The sequence below is a fragment of the Pontimicrobium sp. MEBiC01747 genome (assembly GCF_053601635.1).
Genome location: NZ_JBSHNS010000091.1, coordinates 1 through 22,120, shown reverse-complemented (window position 1 = coordinate 22,120; position 22,120 = coordinate 1). Strand labels below are relative to the sequence as shown.

The window sequence follows — 22,120 nt, the reverse complement described above, 5'->3', positions numbered from 1 at the left end:
CTCTAATGCTAGACTTAGTTTAGATGCAACAATATTTAATGGATTTAGGTTACTTAATACAATTAAACAACAACGATTAAATAAACAAGCAGCAGACCTAGAAATAGAAGAAGCAAAACAAAATTTAGTTTTAAATGTTACACTTGCATATTTACAAGTTTTAAATAGCAGGGATCTTTTAGAGTTGTCTAAGAAAAGATTAGAAACAACAATAAAACAATATAAGAGGCAAGAAGTGCTCTACAATCAAGAAGTAGGTAATCCTGCGGATTTTGCAGACATAAAAGGACAATTAACTAGGGATGAAACATCAATTTTGGTTTCTAAAAGTGCATTAAACAATGCTAAAATTAATTTAGCTAGACTGTTAAATATTACTAATGGAATAACAATAAATACAACAGATTTACTTTTAGATATAAAACATTATGGTTTCTCATCAGAAGAAGTTTTTAATGAAGCCCTATTAAATTTAGCAACCTTTAAAGCAAAAGTATTACGCGTAGAAGCAGCCAAAAAAGGAATTAATGTAGCTAAATCGCAATTTACGCCAGAAATCACCTTTTTTGGGCAGTTAAATACCAACTACTCCAGTGCGGCACAAACGTTTACAGCTACAGGAACAAGTGTAGAAGATACTGGAGATTTTGTAACGATTAATAATCAAGACATTGCTGTGCAAACTAATAGAACACAGTTTGAAGGGCGTAAAATAGGGTATAGAGATCAATTTGATAACAATTTAAATACAGTTGTTGGTGTTGCCATTAACATTCCATTATTTAATGGTTTTAGAGCAAAAAATAACGTTGCGTTAGAAAAAATAAAAGTAGAAGAAGCTATAATAACACTAGACAGAACCGAGCAGGATATAAAAAATGCGATAGCGCAAGTACATTTCGATATGCAAGCAGCTTACAACAGGTATAATAGTTTAAAAAAACAAGTAGAGGCGTTTACCGAATCGTTTCGTGTTAACGATGTCCGTTTTAATAATGGAGCCTCTAATTTTTTAGCTTACATAACAAGTAAGAATAACTTAGATGCAGCACAAACCAATTTAATAAATGCTAAATACGAGTATTTACTACGAGTTAAAGTATTAGAGTTTTATAGAGGGAATATGCTTTAAAATCTTTTATTAATTAAATCTGCTGTGTTTTAATCCCAGCATTAGTTCCAGTGTATTGTTAAAATAGTAATTCATGATTTTTATTACTTATTTACATATAAATTAATAACAGCAGTATTATCTGGAGCAGTTGTTAATTCTTAACATAAGAATAGTTATTACATTGCTAACTACTGCTTTTTATTCTAATATAAGTATGCGTTTTGCTAATTCTATCGTCATATGTTTTTAAAACTACATAATACCAATCATGCCAATGGCTGTCTGAATTATCTACATCTACAATAAAAATATCAGATTTTTTATGTTCAATGACAGCTTTCTCAAAGTCAGGAACCATCATCCCTTTTTTTAGCCATCCTAAATCCCCTTTTTTTGAGTGCTCATCCATATTATAATCTTTAAATAAATCGACAAATGGAACTCCAGATTTATATTTTTTGATTATAACTTGTCTAATTGAGTCAATTTCTTTTTTTACTAATTCATTTGCATTTAAGTAAATATAATTTACACGAAACTCGGTTTCTTTAGAAGAGCTAATTAACTTATAATAATATGTTTCATTGTTGATTTTTATTGCCTTTATTTTTCCTTTTTTTAACCCCAAAAGTTTTCTTGGAATTATAGTGTCTAATGTGTTTAGTTCAATAAGTTCAATATTCCAATCAGAATTTCTAGATTTATACTTTTTTAACTCTTCTCGAGACTCTATATTATTTAGAGTTTGCTTTATTTCTTTTTTAGTTTGTCCTTTAGCGATTATAGAGAAAAGAACTAATAATATTTTAATATAGTGTTTCATTTTTTAGTCTGATTATAGTTGTAGTTAAAACAGGCTTGTAAAACATACTGTTATCTAACATTTCGTATTCAACTTCGCCAGGTTTAGAGTTTATTTCAAGAGAGACAATCTCATTAAGGTATTTAGTTACAATTTTTTCCATTTTTTACAACATATAATTCCGCTATGCGTTGTTTTTTGCAGAAAGATATAGAAAATATCTTTTTAGCATAAAATACCCGTTGCCATCTGTTTGCTTTTTATTCTTTTTTCTCAAATACTTTCCAGATAAGTGTTGCAATTATTGCCCCTAATGTAGGAGCAGTAATATAAAGCCATAGTGCAGAGAAATTTCCAGATATAAGCGCAGGAGCTAAACTTCTTGCAGGATTAAATGAACCTCCAGAAATTGGGCCAGCAAATAGAATAATTCCAGTAACAAATAAGCCAATGATGAGTCCCGCTATATTAGAAAGCTCTTTTTTAGAGCCTATTCTTAATATTGTAAGCATTAAAAAGAGCGTTAAAACAAATTCTAGAATAAATGACTGTAGCAATGCACCTGAAGGAATTGTAGCACCTAACGTTACGTTTTCTGGAAACATAAATGTTAATAAACCACTTGCTAAAATTGCTCCAATAATTTGAGCAGAACTATAGAATATAGCCTCTTTTTTTGGTATTAACTTACCAATTACTAGAGCTACAGTTACAGATGGGTTTATATGTGTTCCAGAAATGTTTCCAAAAATAGATATCATTACACTAATTGTTATTCCAAACGCTAAAGCGATTCCTAGTAGGCCTAGACTTCCATTAGGTTGATCATTTACAATTATTGCTCCAGTTCCACAAAAAACCAAAGCAAAAGTGCCAATAAATTCAACTATATATTTTTTCATACTTTTCTTAAAAAAAAAGAGGGTAATTAAACCTAACTACCCTCTTTGTATTAATTAGTAAGCTATTAAATTGCTGATGCTCCAGCTTCTGCAACTGTATGATCGTTTTCAACAGAGCTTCCACTTACTCCAATAGCTCCAATTATTTCGCCTGATGCATTTTTAATAGGTACACCACCTGGAAAAGTAATCAATCCATTGTTTGAATGTTCAATATTAAATAAAGGTTGACCAGGTTGAGATAACTCCCCAATAATTCCAGTATTCATATCAAAATAACGAGCTGTTTTTGCTTTTTTAATAGATATATCAAGAGAACCTAACCAAGCACCATCCATTCTACCAAATGCTACTAAATTTGCTCCAGCATCTACAATAGCAATATTCATTTTTGTGTCTATTGCTGTAGATTTTTGTTTTGCTGCTGCGATTGCCTTTTCTGCTTGTGCTAATGTAATATTCATAATTTTATTTTTTATGTATTGTTATTAATTTGATGCAAATTTACATTGAGCATTAAAGTATTTAGTTACTAAAACAGTTCAATAACTTATGAAAAAAGGTCAAGTTTAAAGTAAAGCAGAAATATGAAATTAAGAAACTATTTCACTTGGGCTAATCCCAAATTTATTTTTAAAAGCTATACTAAAGTTTGAGAGGTTGTTGTATCCAAAATCTAAATAGATGTCTGAAGGTTTTAAATGCCCTTGTTCTAAAGTCTCTTTTGCTTTTTGAAGCCGTTTATCTTGAAGCCATTTTCCAGGAGATGTATTATATTCTTTAATAAAATGACGTTTAAAAGTTGATAAACTCATATTACATAAAAATGCAATTTCCTCCAGTTTTAAATTAGAATGTATTTTACTTTCTACAATTTTTTTAAAAGGTGAGGTTTCTTTAATGATTAAAGAATGTAGGTATAATTCAAATTTATTTCCATATTTCTGTAAAAGATAGAGCATCAATTCTTCAAACTTCACAGAAAGTAAATTCTCCATGAAAACTGTTGGTGCTTCACTAATTGTTGATAATGAATTTAAATATGATGTAATGTATGAGTCATTCCTTATTATAAAATATGGTATTTCATTTTTTATTATTTTGTTTTTAGAATGTTTCTCTAAAAAACCTTTTAGTTTTTCTTCAGAAAAAAAGAATAACTTACAGTAATATATTGCTTCTGTATCTAGTAACTCTGTCCATAACCAGTTTCCTTTTTTTAATAATAATGATTGGTCTTTATTAACTGCTACAGATGTTCCAGCGAAATGCACTTGCTTTTTTCCAACTTGCAAAAAGCTAAACATATTCATTTCTAAATTGACTTTACTTTTAACAACATCATTTGTCATTTTAAAATCATAGACAAATAAATCTGGATTTTCATTTCTATCCTTAAGGTAGCTTGTAGGGATATTTTCTATAGACATCTAATTTCTTTTTTTAGTTTGAAGTTAATGTAAGGTAGACTATAAATCATTTTTTACAGTGTTTTACACTGTTTTTTTATAATTTTTTAATCTTTCCAAACCTGTATACTCTATTTTCTTCAATGCAAATTTTCACATATTACTATTTAACACCTTCAAGGTCATTAACAAAAAAGCATTGTTGAATTTAAGAAAAAGCAAGAAAGCACTGTAAAATAAAAATCTGAATATAATTTTTCATAGGTTTATTCAAATACTACAAAATGTTAAGATATACTCAATACAAAAAAATACTCATAACCACTTTTTTAAGAGAGTTATGAATACTTTAATAACAAATTTAAAGGTCTAAATTTTTAAGTATACAACATGCGTAACTAATATATTTTAATTAGTTAATTTATAAACTCGTCATAAGTTTTAATAACACTACCCGCATGCATAAGCACCTTGTTTATACTGTATAGTATTCGTTTTAGAATCTATCCAGACTAATGTTAATACGTTTGTATTAGAACAGATGGCAATTGGTGCATCTACAGCAATTTCTACATCATTTAGTTCTTGTTCTAAAGTCCATCCAGCTTGGTTTAATGTGCCAAAACCATTTGTAAATTGGTTTTCTGCAGAGTATATACCTGTTAACCCAAAAACTTCGGTATAGGCGGTAGAAATATCTGCATATCCACCTCTATGTACTAAATGCAATTCACCAGAAATATTAGCCATAGCCATATAACCTATAGTTTGATACTCGTTACCCAGAGCAGCCATTTTTTTAGAAAAATGCCCTACAGGAAAATCTGTAACAGACCATTTATGTAAAGTGGTATTGTTTATTGGATCGGGTTGGTCTTGAAAATTTACAGCTTTAAAGGCATTAAACTTTCCAGTATTGTATGATGCCATACGCATTTTTCGAGTATTTCGCTCTTTATATACCAAAAGTAAAGATGCTCCAATTTGGCTTATAGTCATTGGGCCATCTGTTAATTGATTTACAGAAACTACAGTGCCGGAAAACCCATTGGCATCGCCTTCCATAGATTGTATAAAACCATCTGTGTTAACCCAACAAAGCATGAATTTGTTCTTAGCTGTAGCCATATCATAATAAGCAGTTAAAGCAAAGCTTCCAGCTGTTTTTTGCTGTAATGGATAGGTAGGACTCCATGTTTTAGTATCCATATTATAACTATTAACTAGTAAGTTACCCTTGGCATCTGTAGTAATTAATATACTAGTAGTTGCTATAGAAGCCATCGCAATAGCACCTTGAGCACTGTTGTTTATTTGCTTAGGTTGGCTCCAACCAGATGTACCAAAAAAGCTTTCAAATAACTGCCCTTTTGTATTAGCAAACACCATATGTTCTCCATTGAGACTATTAGTAATGGCTAATGATTTAGCCGCGGAAAAATCTGTATCTGTAGCGATTGTCCATGAAAAAGATTCGTCCCATAAAAAGCGAAACCAATTAGCGCCAAAATCGTTTTTGTGTAATGAGCCTAATTGAAAGTTTTCTTCAACAGTTTTTATTAAATTATAGTGGTTGTATGGAGTATTTATTTTAGTACCAGGTTTTATCATATCTCCTAAAAGCACAGTATAAATCTGGTTTGGGCCATCGTAATTAGTATCGTAATCTCCTGGTTTAGCATTAAAATCTGCTTCATCGAATGTAATGACTAATAATGTCCCTTTTGGTATTTTAGATTGAGCCCAAGCTTTATCAGGATCGGTTAACAGTAAATCGACATCTAAGTTTAAGCCTAAATAATCTATATTTTTATCGTTTTCAAACCCTTGTACATTAGAGGTTGCTATATGTCCTAAAAACACATGTTCTAACCAAGCAGATAACTGTGGCACTAACTGTGTTCTAGGGTTGGTATCTACATGCGTATTGTATAAGTAGTGGCCATCATTCCAAATATCTGGAGTAAACCAGCTATATTCTGGTAAAGTTTCATGTTTTACATCTTCCCAAAACTGAGCATCGCTTACAATTTTCTTCCATCTGTTTTCGTCTTTTTGAATATTGTAGCAAGAAGCAAAAGCATTGTGCTTACGAAAATATCTTGCTAATTCTTTTGGGTTTTTATTAGGATATTCGGTTATAGGTTGTTCTGTAGTAGGATAATCTGGATTAACCCAAGCTTTATTCCAGGGTTCATTTGGGTAAGCTTCCATGTAGGCTTTCCAACTCACATTTTTGGCTTCTAATAAATCTACTAAGGTCTCTTGCATTAATGGTTTTGCTGGAGGCGTATCGTTTGTAACGCAGCATATTTCTCCTGTTAACGAGGCTATATAATTAGTTTGAGAAGGGTGGAAGGCACCAAAATAATTGGTCATGTCTGCTCCTGCAGAAGCTAATTTTTTCATAAAGGCGTTTTGCATGACATAGCTTCTGTATTGGTTCTCGAACATAATAGTAATAACGCGATTGAAAGGTTTCTTCATAATTAGCTTTTTTGTGTTTTAGTAACTAACTCATCTATTAACCAGTTATATTGTTTTCTGCTAGAAGGCGAAATATATTCAAATGGAGGACCAGCATACTTTTTATTAGGTAATTCACAATTTAATAAATCGGCAGCTAAATATTTCATTTGATACATCATACCAATAGCTTTAACTATTAAAGCCGATTGGCCATTAAATGCTAAATGCAATAACTGTAAAAAGTAAGAGTATAACTGATTGAATTCTTCAGCTTTTTCACGAGCAGGAGAGCCTAGAGGGAAATCATTAACCTTAGGGTTATCGACCATATTTATTGCTGCATCCCAATTAATAGGTACTTTCTCACCAGTCGGTTTTTTATTTGGGACGTCATTTGGCTTGTACTTTTGCCCTAAATAAATTTCATTAAACCTAAAATAGTGGGCTACTTCTTCATTTTGACCAAAATATGCATCATCTCCATCTGCTATAGAACCTGAAGCGCCTTCACCTTGATCGACTATAATATCTATAGCAAATAAGGCCTTTTCTAAATTATCTACAACAATAATTTCACCGCCACCACCATAATAATCTTTTGGAGTAATCTGTAAAGATGTATCACCAGAAAATACATTATCTTCTCCATAAGTATCTACCATATATATTAACTGTTTTTTTATGGTATTGTAAAACTCTCCTATAGTTTTTTCTTTTAATTTTATTGGTTGCATTAATCCTTTGGCATATTCACCACGTACCATTAATTTATCTTCTGAAGGCTTTTCTATTTCTAAAAAAGTTTCAATAGATGCTTTTGAGAATTTAATAATCCCAACATCAAACTTTCTGTCGGCAAATTCCATTTTTGTTGGATATTCTGGTATAAACTTCGGGTTGTCTATTGAAGGATGTCCTCCAACAGCATTCATAACATTACAAGCTAAAGTCATGTGAAGCATTTCTTCCATGAAAACACTTCGTATTACATTCCATGAAAACCCATTGGTATCTTGATTTATAGTAAAATAAGCAGTTAAGTATGGCGGGATAGTAGAGTGCTCTAGCTCTATCGCCGTTTGTAAATTATCATGAAGTTGTTTTTTATGTGTTTCTAAAGTTTCAGGCATAATTTATTTTTTTAATTCGGTTAGGTCTTTATCAATGTTTTCTGCTGCCCAAAATGAAAGCGCAGCCATAGTAAGTGTTGGGTTAGAAGTTCCCATTGAAGGCATGTTTCCGCACCCTACTAAAAATAGATTTTTATGTTCATGGCAACGTTGGTTTTTATCTACAACCGAATTCTCCTTATCAGTTCCCATAATATGTGTACCAGCTAAGTGTCCTGCTCCTTGCCACCATAAAGATTCGCCTTTATATTCAATATAACCACCTCTACTAGAATCGTATTCTGTTTTATTTTCTCCTTTTATAGTTTCAAAAAATTGTTCAGAGAATGATTTTGCCGCTAGCATGCCTTCTTTTTCATGATCTGTAATATTATAATTAATAATTGGACGATGATTACCTAATGCATCTTTATAACGGTCATCTATAGTTACACAATTATTAGATAATGCTTGTTGTTCTATTAAAAAGCCAAAACGAAATTCTTTTTGCACTTTGTTTAGTAGGCGTGCCCTTAATTTTTTTCCAAATAAATTTTCAGATAAACCATCAGTAAGTTCAGTGGTTGGTGAGCCAGCAGGCCAATTCCAACCCCAATTTCCTATTTCTACTCTAAACGCAGAACGATCTTTTCTAAACGCACCATCTCTTAAACTCGGGATTCCAGAAGTAGATCCTGGGCCACGGAAAGCTCCAATTTTCTCAGGAGCTAATCCCCATGTTAGTAATACAGGATGATCCATTAAGTTCTGTCCTATGTTTTTATTTTTAAAACCAGAAGCAAGCATTAATTTAGCATTCTCTACTGCATGAGCAGCTAAAACATAACGTTTTGCAGTAATTGTTTTTTCTTTATAATTAGGAGATCCGCCAGAGGTTAAAGCTTCAATATCGTCGTATTGTTTGTATTTAATCCCTTTTATATCTCCAGTAGTAGCATCGTACAAAATTTGAGAAGCCACACATTGTTCACTAATAACAACACCTTTGTTTACAGCTTTTTCTAATGTTTTTAAAGCATTGTATTTGGCTTGTACTGGGCAAATTGGTACACAAGCAGAGTTACCTTCGCAACGTTGTCCTAGGTCTGGGTTGCCAACAGCTCCAACGGGTTGATAACCTTCTCCATTATTATAATTAGGATTGGGGTTACTGTTTCGTCCTTGTGGTGTGCTTACTACATCGTAACTATAACTTTCACCATCATAATTAAAAACTGCATCTTTAGTCCATTTCGTTAATTGCTTATCTAAATGGCTTTGAGGAATTTTAGTCATTGGATAGACATAATCCTCTTCAAAAGCAATACCCAAGTAGCTTTGTTCTTCGACATCTGCTGAGACACCAATTTCAAATTCTGCCATCCTGTAATACTTCATTAAATCATAATAACTTATTGGCCAGTTTTTACCAATACCAAATAAGTCTTGTTCTTTAAAATCTGAAGGAAGCATTCTTAAACAAGTTCCTAACCAATGTAAGGTTGTACCTCCTTTTGCACGTGTATAAGTGCTTTGAAAAGGTGCTGGGCCAAATTGTTTAAAATAACTATCCTTGTTAAATTGTTGAATTCCATCTTCTATATTGCCAACATCTGTAACTAAAGGTTGTGGAGCATTAGGATTTTGCGGATATGGAGAGTTAGGAATTTTTACAGTATTTTTATAATAGGTATGTAAATACTCTCTGTAAGTTTCAAAACTAAAGTCTTTTTTTGCTCCAGCCTCTAAAATTAACACACTGTGTCCTTTTTCTGCAAGCTGATTTGCTACTATGGCACCACTAATTCCAGCACCAACTATTACTACGTCGTATTCTGTTTTTTTACTCATTATTATTTTGGAATTAGTTAATCTTTAGATGAAAATGTTAAAGGAGGGAAGCCCCAAGTTGCATAACCAGGTTGTTTGCCTCCCATAGGGTGAGCTGCTATAGCTTTCCATATTAAACCTTCTAAATAAGATTCAGAAGAAATTATATAGTTTTTAGGGTTATATGTACCAACAACCCATTCACCTAAGTACCATAATTGAATAATTTGATTCACGGGGTGTTTAAAATTGCTATTATTCATTAAGTCAGTTATTTTTCTAGACTCTGTAACAGATAAACAATCTGGGTTTTCAACTTTAATATTTTTGAAAGCCTCTAAAACTGCTTCAAAAAGTTGTTTCCCTAGTTCTTTTTTTACAGTCTCGAAATAGGTTTGTAATAAACCAGTTCCTGCTAGATCTGCTTTAGAAAACCCAGTGAGTATAATGCTAAGGTTTTCAAATAAATCAATAGGTTTTTCTTTTAATTTTTTCATAAAAAATAGTCGATTTTTTTAAAATTAAGTTTTATAGATACAATGTATATAAATGCAATTCTTTTTTATAGCGTATAAATACCTGTTTTTATATAATAAATATTTATCAAGGTATAACTATTTTAATAAAAAAGAGTAGACCATAATAGTATCTTGTTGGTAGTTTGTAACTTAATGACTTGTATGGTTTTTGTAGACAATAAAAAACTACCATACATTCTTTGTATATTGCATGTATACTTACAAGATTTAAGAGACATTATGCAAAAAATAAAAGCTTTTATATATATATTGTTTGGGTTATGTGTACTATTAAGTTCTTCTCAAGAGCTTCCTCCAATAGAAGTTTATACTCCTGAGGCATATAAAGCGCAAAACCAAAATTGGGCAATATCTCAAGCTAAAGACAAAACGGTATATGTTGCCAACAATGCAGGTCTTTTAGAGTTAGATGGAGAAAGATGGCGCTTATATCCATCTCCAAACGAAAGTATAATGAGATCTGTAAATGCTGTAAATGGCTACATTTATTCAGGATTTTATATGGAATTTGGATATTGGAAAAAAAATAATCTTGGAACTTTAGATTATACCTCACTGTCTAAAAAACTTAAAACCCCTTTAATAGAAGATGAGCAATTCTGGAACATAATTGCAGTAGAAGACTGGGTACTATTTCAATCATTAAACCGAATTTACATTTATAACCTAAAAACGGAAACATTTAAAATAATAGAGTCTAAAACGACCATTACTAAAATGTATGAAGTAGAAGGAAGTATTTATTTTCAACGCATTAATAATGGGATTTTTAAAATTGAAAGTGGAAAGGATATTTTAATGACTAATGCAGAACCACTAAAGGAAAACATAGTTGTAAATATCTTTAAAAGAGACGATACACTCTTTTTTGAAACACAAGATGATGGATTTTACACATATTATAATGACATTTTAAAACCTTGGGACGCTCCTATAAATAATGAACTTAAAACACTAAGTATATATAACAGTATACAGTTGCATGATGGCAGTTTTGCTTTAGGAACAATCTCTAATGGAATAATTATTCTAACAAAAGAAGGAAAAGTTAAATATAGAATTAACCAAACTAATGGCTTAAGTAATAATACAGTTCTTAGCCTATTTCAAGATATAGAGCATAATATATGGTTGGGATTAGATAATGGAATTAATTGTATGAACATGAATTCTAATTTTAAAGTATATAATGATTATAGAGGAGAATTGGGAGCTGTTTATGCAGCAGCCGTACATAAAGAAATTTTATACTTAGGAACAAATCAAGGCCTGTTTTACAAGGCACTAAACAAAAATGAAAACTTTACATTTATAGAAGGAACTCAAGGTCAAGTATGGTGTTTATTGGAGTTAGATGGAAAACTATTTTGCGGACACAATGCAGGAACTTTTATTATAGAAAAAAATAAAATAGAAAAAATTTCAAATATTCAAGGTACTTGGAATATTAAAGCGATAAAAAACAACCCTAATGTATTAATACAAGGAAATTATGATGGATTATATATTCTGAAAAAGAATAATAATAAATGGCAATACAGTCATAAAATAGAAGGTTTTGATATTTCTTCTCGTTTTTTTGAATTTATAAACAATAAAGAACTCTTTGTTAGTCATGAATATAAAGGTGTTTTAAAAGTTAAGTTAAATGATAACTACACAAAAGCGTTAAACATAGAAATAGAACCAATTAGTAAAGGTTTAAAATCTAGTCTATCTAAATACAATAATAGCATTCTTTACGCCTATAAAGATGGTATTTTTAAATATGATAGAGAAACGAAAAAGTTTTTAAAAGATACGCTTTTAATGAGCCTATACAATTCAAAATCATTTGTATCTGGAAAATTAATAGTTGAGCCTAAAACGGACAGACTATGGGGGTTTTCTAATAATGAAATTAGTTTTATATCTCCAGGGAAATTTAGTAAAACACCAGAATTAAGTAGTATTCCATTACCTTACGAACTGCGTAAAAGTACTATTAGTTTTGAGAATGTTATTTCTATTGATAATGAACACTATTTATTAGGAACTACTTCTGGTTATATCCTAATAAATCTAGAAAAACCTTTTGATAAAGAATATAAAACAAGAATAAACTTAATTACCAAAAATAAGAACAGGAATAATGATGTTATTGAATATGTAGATAAATCGATTGCAGGTCGTTTTAATAATGATGAAAATAACATTGAGATATTTTACAGTATTCCAGAATATAATAAATATCTAAAAGTAGAATACCAATACCAACTAATAGGTATTTACGATAACTGGAGTGAATGGAGCTCTAACTCTAGCGAACTATTTGAAAACTTACCATACGGAGATTATACTTTTAATGTAAGAGGAAGAATAAATAATAATCGTACACAAAATACAGCAACATACTCTTTTACAATACAACGGCCATGGTATTTGTCAAATGCTATGATCGCTGTATATGTTATTAGTTTGATATTATTTTCTTTAATGATGCATAATATATATAAACAATATTATAAGAAACAGAGAAAAAAATTGCTAGAGCAAAAAAATAAAGAATTAGAACTAAAAGAACTTGCCAATCAAGAGCAATCTATGCGTTTTAAAAACGAAAGTTTAACTAAAGACATAGAAAGTAAAAATAGAGAATTAGCAATCTCTACAATGAGTCTTATAAAAAAGAATGAATTCCTAAATAGTATTAAAAATGAGTTGATTAATATTAAAGATGATAAAAAAATAAAACCAGTAATTAATATAATCGATAAAAACCTTAACAATACAAACGATTGGGAATTGTTTCAGGAAGCTTTTAATAATGCAGATAAAGACTTTCTTAAAAAAATTAAAACACTACACCCTGTATTAACTCCTAACGATTTGCGTTTATGTGCATACTTAAGGTTAAACCTATCATCTAAAGAGATTGCTCCACTGTTAAACATATCTACAAGAAGTGTAGAAGTTAAACGCTATCGTTTAAGAAAAAAGATGAATTTACCACACGAATCTAGTTTAACAAACTACATCATTGAATTGTAAGACCGCAACAAGACATTAAAACACCTATACATCACCACAACATTTTAATTAAATAGTATTTTTGTTTAATAATTTAGTATATTTATTAAACAATAAATAAGCTGTGATTTGCTACTATTATTAAGGATTTCTCAATTTTCAGTGATAAATTTTGAATTGTATGTTTTTTGTAGTGGTAAAATTTATCATTTTCACAATAGCTAACCTTAAATTTACAACAAGGCAAAACACTATATATAACAGCCAACTTAAATTAAACATTAATATGAGAAATAATTTTCTAATACTAATTACCTTCTTATTTGCAACTTCTGTCTATGCACAATCAAATGTGGTAGAAGTTAAAAGTACTACTGAAGGCAAGAAATTAGTAGTCAATGGAGAAGACTTCATGATTAACGGAATGAACTGGGATTATATTCCTATAGGGACAAACACAATAAATGCAAATTTTTGGAAAAAGTCTGACGATATAATTAAAGCTGGGCTTGATAAAGAAATGTCTCTTTTAAATAACATGAATGTAAATGTAATTCGTCAATATACAGGAGTTCCAGCAAAATGGATTCAATATATATACGAGAATTATGGTATTTATACAATGCTTAATCATTCATTTGGTAGATACGGATTAACCATAAATGGTGTATGGACGCCAGTAACAGATTACTCTAACCCAAAAACACAAGAACTCTTACTATCTGAAATAAGAACGCTTGTAGAAGAGTATAAAGGAACCCCGGGATTGTTAATGTATTTATTAGGTAATGAAAACAACTACGGACTGTTTTGGGCAGGAGCAGAAACAGAAGACTTTCCTGATGAAGAAGAGAAAAAGCGTGAAGTAGGAGAAAAAAGAGGAAGACCAATGTATAGGTTAATGAATGAAGCCGCCAAAATAATGAAGTCTATAGATAGCTCTCACCCAGTAGCAATTTGTAATGGAGATGTTTTATTTATAGATATTGTAGCCCAAGAATGTAAAGATGTAGATATCTATGGAACCAACACATATCGTGGCGCCTCTTTTACAGACATGTTTAAAGTTGTTAAGGAAACTTTAGATATGCCATTAATGTTTACAGAATTTGGCGCAGATGCCTTTAATGCAATAAGCAATTCCGAAGACCAAAAAGCGCAAGCATATTATATGGTTAATAACTGGAAAGAGATTTATGAAAATGCAGCAGGTTTAGGAAAAGCACAAAACTCTATAGGAGGATTTACATTTCAATTTAGTGATGGTTGGTGGAAGTATGGTTTCGATGATAGAAAAAATGCAGATGTACACGATAATAATGCTTCATGGTCAAATGGAGGTTACGATAAAGATTTAGCTCCAGGCGAAAATAACATGAATGAAGAATGGTTTGGTATCTGTGCAAAAGGACCAACAGACGAAAGAGGACTTTACGATTTATACCCTAGAGCAGCCTATTATGCTTTAAAAGAAGCGCACAAAGTAAACCCTTACGAAAAAGGCATGTCGTTAGAATTTATACAAAACTACTTTAAAAACATTCAACTTATGGATGCCGTTTTAAGAGCTAGGGGAGATAAAGCTGCAAGAGGAGGAGGAGACAATAAAAAATTAGGAATTAGTCAGTTAAGAGCAGAATTTACAACATTTAACACAGGAGGAAGTCTGTTAACTACACCAGATAATGCAGATCCAGATAACCGAGTTTTTCCAGATGAATTAGGGTTCGACCACATGCAATCGTATTATGTTGGAGTAGAAGGAAAACCATCGGCTAATATGAAAGCAAATGTAAATTTCAATATTTTAGGAAATGTTGCAGATAACCCAATCGATGAAATATTTTATGAAAACAGAGGACGAACAGTATCGGTAAATACAGACGAAGGAAACTTAGACTTAACTAATATTAATAGAGTTCAAGTTTACAATGCAGAATTCGAATGGAATGCTAAAGATTTCGATTTAAGAGGATTCTACCGTACAGGACATTACCATTGGGGATACGAAGGCGATTTTTTTGGTCTATACCCAGAAGCAAATTATGGCCCTAATTTAGATATCTATAATGGCGAGATTTTAGGTATAGAAGTAGATGGAAAAAAAGCGCTAAAAGGCTTAAAAGCAGCTTTTGGACCACAATTATGGTGGGGAGCAAATCCAGCAGTATTATTAAAATACCACAGAAAAATTGGAAAGTTCGATGTAGCAGGTATTTACCATGAAGATATAGACGATGCAGGAGAAGCAATAAGTACATTTGCTGTACCCGTACCAAGAACAAGAAGAGCATCAGTTTCTGTAGAAAGAGAAATAGGAGATTTTAAAATTCAATTGGGAGGTCTTTGGGCTGGAGAACCATTAAATGGAAGAACATTTCAAGTCGCAAAAGGAGAGCCAGGAAACTATGTAATATACACCGATAAAATTAACACTGAAGATAATTGGGGAGCTAAAGCAAAAATTACTTACCAAAAAGGCGCTTTTAATTGGTACGCACAAGGTGCATACCAAGGGCTAGTAGCAAATGGTGGCGCAGACCAAACCCAAACATTTACAGGGTGGAGACTTAAAGATAGTGGTAGTGGAAACCAAAAAAACATCCTATCTGGTTTTGCATATACCTTTGGTAAATTTCAAATAGCACCAAACTTTTTATGGCAAAAACCATTGGTAGCCGCTATGCCTAACGATGTAGGTGGCGTAGGAAGATTAAGAAACATACAAGACGACCCATTTGCAGTTAGAGCCAATAGAGAAACAACAGCAGGAGAACTATTATTAACCTACGATCCAACCCCAGGGACTTGGATGTACGAATGGGATAATGATAGAGCAGAAGATGCTAAATTTGCAATGAATTTAGGCTTTGTATTCCGCCATCACCCAACAGCACAAGATGCAGCAATTGGATTTTTAAGCGATCGTACATCTTTTGCATTTCCAAATTCGGCACCAGCACAAGATTTATGGGAAATCCATTCTCGTATAGTTTCAAAAACAGGACCAGATTTAGGTTTTATAGCAAACCTATATGGAGGAAACGCTCAAGCAAATGGAAGCGATACAAGACTAATAGAGCGATTTGGTGGAGATGTAAGAGTTATTTATAAAAAAATAAAATTAACCTATCAAGCAAAATTTAACGATTGGGGACCATTTGATTATCATAGAGACTTTAACCTAACATATCCAGCTCAATTTATGTTAGACTTATCAACTACAGTAGGCAAACCAGACTGGTTTATATTACCAAATACAAGAGTTGGAGTAAGAGGAACATGGAGATCGCTTGATGAATTTTCACCACGATACGCACCCAATACAATAGCACCAAACACATTCCCGCCAGTACCAACATTAAGTCCAGTAGGCTTTGATAATGGAAGCGAATGGGAAATAAGAACATATATACATATCAACATAGGAAAATAAAAGACGAATATGAAGACTAGAAAAAATACTTATTCAAAAATCATTCTCTATGTAGGATTGATTGTTATCATGGCCAGTAGCTGTGAAAGAGACCTTTCAGACGAAGCCGAATTCGCAACATACCCAACAACCCCAGAAATCTTTACAGATAGTTTTGTGGGCGGTTTAGACTATTTTCCATTTACAGGATCATTATCAGAAGCTTTTTCTGTAGACACAAATGAAAAATATTTAGGCTCAGCATCTATGCGTTTCGATATCCCACAATTTGGAGTAGGATATGGAGGTGCAACATTTCCAAGTACATCACCACGAGACTTATCTGGTTACGATGCTTTAACATTTTGGGCACGAGCATCACAAGGAGCAGATATAAACGAAATAGGTTTTGGAATTAATGGAGATACAAACAATAAGTTTCAAGTAACCATGCAAAACCTACCCATAACAACCATGTGGACTAAATATGTAATAGCTATACCAGATGCTACGAAACTAAATCAAGAAAAAGGAATGTTTTGGTATGCAGAAGGTGCAGAAAACCCATCAGACGAAGGCGGTTATACTTTTTGGATAGATGAGCTAAAATTTGAAAAACTAGGAACAATAGCACAACCACAGCCAGCAATTTTAAATGGAGAAGATCAAGTACAACAAACCTTTGTAGACACTAACATAACACTAACAGGTTTAACACAAACGTTCAACTTAGGATCAGGAGAAAACCAAACCACCACAGTAGCACCATCATATTTTACATTCACATCAAGTGATACAGATATAGCTATAGTAAATGAGTTAGGAGTCGTATCTGTAATAGGAACCGGAACAGCAACAATTACTGCTAGTTTAGGAAATGTATTAGCACAAGGTTCCTTAACAATAGAATCTTCAGGAGCATTAGCAACAGCACCAATACCAACACAACCAGCAAGTAATGTTATTTCTGTTTTTAGTAATGCCTATACAAATGTGCCAGTAGATTATTTTAATGCAGGCTGGACAGGTTCTACAACACAAACAACAGACATTAATTCAGGAGGAGACGATATAAAATATTATACGCAGAATAATTTTGTAGGCATTGGTTTTGAAAACCCAACAATAGATGCCTCAGCAATGACGCACATGCACATAGATATTTACACAGATGACATTATTAGTGGAAATTTCGAAATACAAATTAGAGACCGTGGAGCTAATGGACAAATAGACTCTGATAATAACGGTTTTCCAACAGTAGATGATGCCGATTTAAGATACTCGGTGAGTAGCTTACCTCAAGGGCAATGGACATCTGTAGACATTCCATTAAATGGAAACTTAGCAACACAAAAAAATAATCTAGCATTACTAGTTTTTGTAGGAGGAGTGCCTAATTTTTATATAGACAACATCTACTTTTATAATTAAAGAGAACAATTTAAAACAAATAAAAGATGAATAATAAAATTAAAAATAAAAGCAGCGTAGTTAAAGGAATTACCCTGTCTTTTATAATAGTGTTATTGCTTACTACTATAAGTTGTTCAACCGATGAAACCCAAACAGTAGCTAATTTTCAAACATTAGTAATAGCAGACGAGTTTAATACAGATGGAGCACCAGATAGTTCAATGTGGACATACGATATTGGTACAGGAGCAAATGGCTGGGGAAATAATGAATTGCAATACTACACCGATAGAACAGAAAATGTTAAAGTAGAAAATGGTTATTTATTAATAACAGCTAATCAAGAAGATTTTGAAGGTGCATCATACACTTCAGCAAGAATAAAAACACAAAATTTATTTGAAAGAGCCTATGGTCGCTTTGAAGCACGTATAAGATTACCCTATGGAAAAGGATTATGGCCAGCCTTCTGGTTATTAGGCAATGACTGTGAAACAAATATTTGGCCACAATGTGGTGAAATAGATATCATGGAATATTTAGGCGATAACCCAACCACAATATTTGGAACTGTACATGGACCAGGTTACTCAGGAGGAGAAGCAGTCTCTAAAGATTATGTTTTAGAAAACGACCGTTACGATACAGGATTTCATGTATTTGGTATAGAATGGGGACCAGACTATATAAACTATTATGTAGACGATGCTTTATACCAAACGATAACACCACAAGATGTACCAGGAGAATGGGTATTTAATCATCCGTTTTATATAATTTTAAATGTAGCAGTAGGAGGCAATTTTCCTGGATCTCCAAACAATGAAACAGTTTTTCCACAAACGATGCTTGTAGATTATGTACGAGTTTACCAATAACAATAAATACTAAAAAAGAATATTATGAAATATCTAATCAAACAAACTAAAATACTTGTACTATTAGTTTTAGCATTTACCATAACGGGATGTGAAGATGATGACCTTAAATTACCCGAAGTAGTAGCAGGATTTACGCACACTATTAACCAAAGTAATGGTAAAGTTACCTTTATCAATACATCAACAAATGCAGACTCTTATTCTTGGTCTTTTGGAGACGGTAACAGCTCTTCAGAAATTAACCCTATAAAACTATACACATCAGGAACATACACCATAACTCTAGAAGCTAAAAATGTATCTGGAGCTACAGATACTTTCGAAGATACTATTACTATAGCAATTCCTGAGGCCATAACAATACCATTTAATTTTGATGAAAATTTGGTAGTTTATGAAGCAACAACATTTAATGGTGCAGTATTTAATGTTGTAGAAAACCCAGACCTTTCAGGCACTAATACTGTAGCATCTAATGTAGGTGCAATAACAAACAGTGGAGCAGCTTTTGAAGGCCTATTCTTTGAATTAGGAGCGCCATTAGATCTAACCACAGATAAGTCAGTAAAAATGAACTTTTGGGCTAACGTACCAGTAGATATTTTATTAAAGTTAGAACAAGGAACAGCAGGAGATGTTGAAACAACAGCTAGTCATAGTGGATCTGGTTGGGAAGAACTTATTTTTACTTTTGATTCTGCAGCAGAATACTCACAATTTACACTATTTGTAGATGGCCCAGGAACAACAGCAGGTACATTTTATTTTGATGATGTAGCACAAATACCTACAGTAGATTTAACAGCACCAGTAATTACATTAAATGGAGATGCAATGATGAATGTAATTGTAGGAACGTCATTTACAGATCCAGGAGCAACAGCTACAGATAATACAGATGGAGATATTTCAGCGAGTATTGTAGTTGGAGGCGATATAGTAGACACAAATACAGTAGGAACTTATGTAATAACCTACGATGTTAGCGATGCAGCAGGTAATGCGGCAGATCAAGTAACAAGAACGGTAGAGGTAAACACAGCGCCAACAGCACCAACAACTTCAGCACCAGTACCACCAGCAAGAGACCCAGGAGATGTTATCTCAATATATGGAGGCGCTTACGCTAATATAACTGTTGATAATTTCGACCCTAATTGGGGACAATCTGGACACATGCAAGTAAACACAGCTTACGATCCAGGCGATGGAAATTTAGCATTAGCATACCCTAATTTTAATTATCAAGGAACAGATTTTGGATCTGGAGGACCACAAAATGCATCAGCAATGGAGTTTTTACATGTAGATATATGGACACCAGCAGATCCAGCAGCAACAGATATACAAGTAAGCCCAATAAATAATGGAACAGGAGCAGGAGAAACACTAGTGTCTATACCTTACACAACAGGAACATGGACAAGCGTAGATTTACCTATTGCCGATTTTACAGGAATGACCTGGGATAGTGTTTTCCAAATGAAATTTGCAGCAAATGGTCCAGGAAGCACAGTTCCAGTAGACATATACTTAGATAATATTTACTTCTACAGAGCTCCAGGTGGTGGAGGTGGAGGTGGAACAGGCACTACACTTTTAGGCTTTGAAGATAATGTACCATTTACAGGTGCTTTCGATGGAGGAGCAAATGGAGCTATAGCAGCTAACCCAGACCAAAGTGGTATAAATACATCAGCAAATGTTTACCAATTTAACAAAGTCGTTAATTCAGCATGGTATTCTGGAGCCTTTCATATTTTTAGTCAAGATTTAGACCCAACAGCAGGAACGACTTTTAAAGTTAAAATGTGGTCGCCAAATGCAAATATTAATGTGAGATTTCAATTAGAAAAAGAAGGAAATCAAGGCCCAATAGTTACATACAATGTAGAACAAAATTTAGCACAAGCTAACACATGGGTAGAACTTACATTCGATTTCTCTACAACAGCAATAAATCTAGCAGATGGCTATGATAAAATTGTGATATTTCCAGATTACGATGAAACCAATATGGTACCTGTAGCTACAGAGGCTATATATTATATAGATGATGTAATTCAAGAATAGCTCCCAATCGAAATGATTTTTTTGAATTAAGAAAAGGTCGAGTATAATCTCGACCTTTTTAAACATGCCCAATCTAAACACTGCTTTAAGCTAGAAAATAATGATTAATACAATTTTAGAAGAAAATATAAAACGAGAGGTTACCCTAGAAAAAGTAACACTTAATGGCGAACATTTTTTTAAGATTTCAAATAATGATGAAATGCGCCCATTTTTTATGAGTATTGTTAGCGATTCAAATCATTGGATGTTTATTTCTAGTAATGGAGGTTTAACCGCAGGAAGAAGAAATTCAGAATTTGCATTGTTCCCTTACTATACAGATGATAAAATTACAGAGAGCGCAGATACAACAGGAAGTAAATCTATTTTTAAAATAGATAAAAACGGAGCAATACATATCTGGGAACCATTTTCAGAACGTTATGAAGGCCTGTATAAAACAACACGTAATTTATATAAAAACAGTTATGGGAATAAGATTTTATTTGAAGAAATTAATCACGATTTAGAACTAACTTTCCGTTACCAATGGAATTCAAGTAACACTTATGGTTTTGTACGTAAAAGCCAATTATTAAATACAAGTGTAACTACCGTAAATGTTGAAATTCTAGATGGTATTCAAAATGTTTTACCCTATGGAGTAGGTAGTGATTTACAAAATGCAAGTAGCAATTTAGTAGACGCTTACAAAAGGAGTGAATTAGAAGAACAATCTGGCTTAGGCATCTTTGCATTAAGCGCCATTATTGTAGACAAAGCCGAACCAAGCGAAGCCCTAAAAACCAATGTAGTGTGGTCTCTTGGATTAAATAACCCTAAATATTTATTGTCGTCACTTCAACTAAAAAACTTTAGAAGAAAACAAGTTTTAAAACCAGAAGTAGATATAAAAGCAGAAAAAGGAGCATATTTTGTGAATACAATGTTAGAGTTAGCACCAAAATCTGATAAAAATTGGATGCTAATTGCGAATGTAAACCAAGACCATTCAGATGTTGTAACTCTGTCTGAAAGCATACAAAATGAAAGTAATTTACAAGATAAGATTGATGCAGATATTACATTAGGAACAGAACGCTTAATAAACTTAAATGCATCCTCAGATGCAATACAACTAACAGCAGATAATGCAAGAGATACACGCCA

15 protein-coding genes and 1 pseudogene are annotated in these 22,120 nt (G+C 32.4%); 7 read left to right on the top strand and 9 right to left on the bottom strand.

What is annotated here, in order from left to right; all coding sequences use genetic code 11:
• Positions 1 to 1,132 (top strand): TolC family protein (locus ACVC2P_RS01705; protein WP_452596754.1); only part of this gene is annotated, 1,132 nt, incomplete at its 5' end.
• Positions 1,133 to 1,298: 166 nt separating this feature from the next.
• Here ACVC2P_RS01705 and ACVC2P_RS01700 read toward each other — a convergent pair.
• The 9 genes from ACVC2P_RS01700 to ACVC2P_RS01660 form a co-directional block, all read right to left on the bottom strand.
• On the bottom strand, positions 1,299 to 1,937 hold the full coding sequence (locus ACVC2P_RS01700) for a peptidylprolyl isomerase (protein ID WP_452596753.1): 639 nt from the start codon (positions 1,935 to 1,937) through the stop codon (positions 1,299 to 1,301).
• The gene (locus tag ACVC2P_RS01695) at positions 1,921 to 2,079 is read right to left on the bottom strand and encodes a hypothetical protein (RefSeq protein WP_452596752.1); all 159 of its coding nucleotides are present in this window, start codon (positions 2,077 to 2,079) and stop codon (positions 1,921 to 1,923) included. Before ACVC2P_RS01695 ends, ACVC2P_RS01700 begins: the two co-directional genes overlap by 17 nt.
• Positions 2,080 to 2,176: 97 nt before the next feature.
• On the bottom strand, positions 2,177 to 2,818 hold the full coding sequence (locus tag ACVC2P_RS01690; protein WP_452596751.1) for an MIP/aquaporin family protein: 642 nt from the start codon (positions 2,816 to 2,818) through the stop codon (positions 2,177 to 2,179).
• Positions 2,819 to 2,883: 65 nt separating this feature from the next.
• Complete coding sequence (locus ACVC2P_RS01685; RefSeq protein WP_452596750.1) at positions 2,884 to 3,282, bottom strand: GlcG/HbpS family heme-binding protein; 399 nt, start codon at positions 3,280 to 3,282, stop codon at positions 2,884 to 2,886.
• A gap of 129 nt (positions 3,283 to 3,411) precedes the next feature.
• The gene (locus tag ACVC2P_RS01680) at positions 3,412 to 4,248 is read right to left on the bottom strand and encodes a helix-turn-helix domain-containing protein (protein WP_452596749.1); all 837 of its coding nucleotides are present in this window, start codon (positions 4,246 to 4,248) and stop codon (positions 3,412 to 3,414) included.
• A gap of 429 nt (positions 4,249 to 4,677) precedes the next feature.
• A complete protein-coding gene (locus ACVC2P_RS01675) occupies positions 4,678 to 6,714 on the bottom strand; it encodes an alkaline phosphatase family protein (RefSeq protein ID WP_452596748.1) in 2,037 nt (678 codons plus the stop codon).
• Between the two features lie 2 nt (positions 6,715 to 6,716).
• A complete protein-coding gene (locus ACVC2P_RS01670) occupies positions 6,717 to 7,826 on the bottom strand; it encodes a ferritin-like domain-containing protein (protein ID WP_452596747.1) in 1,110 nt (369 codons plus the stop codon).
• Between the two features lie 3 nt (positions 7,827 to 7,829).
• Entirely contained in the window at positions 7,830 to 9,656 is a 1,827-nt protein-coding gene (locus ACVC2P_RS01665; protein ID WP_452596746.1) for a GMC family oxidoreductase, read from the bottom strand.
• A 17-nt stretch (positions 9,657 to 9,673) separates the two neighbouring features.
• Complete coding sequence (locus ACVC2P_RS01660) at positions 9,674 to 10,132, bottom strand: hypothetical protein (protein ID WP_452596745.1); 459 nt, start codon at positions 10,130 to 10,132, stop codon at positions 9,674 to 9,676.
• Between the two features lie 261 nt (positions 10,133 to 10,393).
• Between ACVC2P_RS01660 and ACVC2P_RS01655 the strand changes: the two genes are divergently transcribed.
• From ACVC2P_RS01655 to ACVC2P_RS01630, 6 genes and pseudogenes are all read left to right on the top strand, one after another.
• Positions 10,394 to 13,204 carry a triple tyrosine motif-containing protein gene (locus tag ACVC2P_RS01655; RefSeq protein ID WP_452596744.1) on the top strand — a complete coding sequence of 937 codons (2,811 nt, stop codon included), beginning with the start codon at positions 10,394 to 10,396 and terminating at the stop codon, positions 13,202 to 13,204.
• Between the two features lie 265 nt (positions 13,205 to 13,469).
• Positions 13,470 to 16,619, top strand: coding sequence for a glycoside hydrolase family 2 TIM barrel-domain containing protein (locus tag ACVC2P_RS01650; protein ID WP_452596743.1), 3,150 nt, complete (start codon positions 13,470 to 13,472; stop codon positions 16,617 to 16,619).
• Between the two features lie 9 nt (positions 16,620 to 16,628).
• Entirely contained in the window at positions 16,629 to 18,032 is a 1,404-nt protein-coding gene (locus ACVC2P_RS01645; protein ID WP_452596742.1) for a glycosyl hydrolase family 16, read from the top strand.
• Positions 18,033 to 18,058: 26 nt separating this feature from the next.
• A complete protein-coding gene (locus ACVC2P_RS01640; RefSeq protein WP_452596741.1) occupies positions 18,059 to 18,892 on the top strand; it encodes a glycoside hydrolase family 16 protein in 834 nt (277 codons plus the stop codon).
• 24 nt (positions 18,893 to 18,916) lie between these two features.
• Complete coding sequence (locus ACVC2P_RS01635; protein WP_452596740.1) at positions 18,917 to 20,968, top strand: immunoglobulin-like domain-containing protein; 2,052 nt, start codon at positions 18,917 to 18,919, stop codon at positions 20,966 to 20,968.
• A gap of 100 nt (positions 20,969 to 21,068) precedes the next feature.
• Positions 21,069 to 22,120, top strand: a pseudogene (locus tag ACVC2P_RS01630) (hypothetical protein); the annotation flags it as partial.

Bases quoted from the DNA above. Each gene is read 5' to 3' on its own strand.
- ACVC2P_RS01700 (WP_452596753.1), bottom strand. From the start codon at position 1,937: ATGAAACACTATATTAAAATATTATTAGTTCTTTTCTCTATAATCGCT.
- ACVC2P_RS01695 (WP_452596752.1), bottom strand. From the start codon at position 2,079: ATGGAAAAAATTGTAACTAAATACCTTAATGAGATTGTCTCTCTTGAA.
- ACVC2P_RS01690 (WP_452596751.1), bottom strand. From the start codon at position 2,818: ATGAAAAAATATATAGTTGAATTTATTGGCACTTTTGCTTTGGTTTTT.
- ACVC2P_RS01685 (WP_452596750.1), bottom strand. From the start codon at position 3,282: ATGAATATTACATTAGCACAAGCAGAAAAGGCAATCGCAGCAGCAAAA.
- ACVC2P_RS01680 (WP_452596749.1), bottom strand. From the start codon at position 4,248: ATGTCTATAGAAAATATCCCTACAAGCTACCTTAAGGATAGAAATGAA.
- ACVC2P_RS01675 (WP_452596748.1), bottom strand. From the start codon at position 6,714: ATGAAGAAACCTTTCAATCGCGTTATTACTATTATGTTCGAGAACCAA.
- ACVC2P_RS01670 (WP_452596747.1), bottom strand. From the start codon at position 7,826: ATGCCTGAAACTTTAGAAACACATAAAAAACAACTTCATGATAATTTA.
- ACVC2P_RS01665 (WP_452596746.1), bottom strand. From the start codon at position 9,656: ATGAGTAAAAAAACAGAATACGACGTAGTAATAGTTGGTGCTGGAATT.
- ACVC2P_RS01660 (WP_452596745.1), bottom strand. From the start codon at position 10,132: ATGAAAAAATTAAAAGAAAAACCTATTGATTTATTTGAAAACCTTAGC.
- ACVC2P_RS01655 (WP_452596744.1), top strand. From the start codon at position 10,394: ATGCAAAAAATAAAAGCTTTTATATATATATTGTTTGGGTTATGTGTA.
- ACVC2P_RS01650 (WP_452596743.1), top strand. From the start codon at position 13,470: ATGAGAAATAATTTTCTAATACTAATTACCTTCTTATTTGCAACTTCT.
- ACVC2P_RS01645 (WP_452596742.1), top strand. From the start codon at position 16,629: ATGAAGACTAGAAAAAATACTTATTCAAAAATCATTCTCTATGTAGGA.
- ACVC2P_RS01640 (WP_452596741.1), top strand. From the start codon at position 18,059: ATGAATAATAAAATTAAAAATAAAAGCAGCGTAGTTAAAGGAATTACC.
- ACVC2P_RS01635 (WP_452596740.1), top strand. From the start codon at position 18,917: ATGAAATATCTAATCAAACAAACTAAAATACTTGTACTATTAGTTTTA.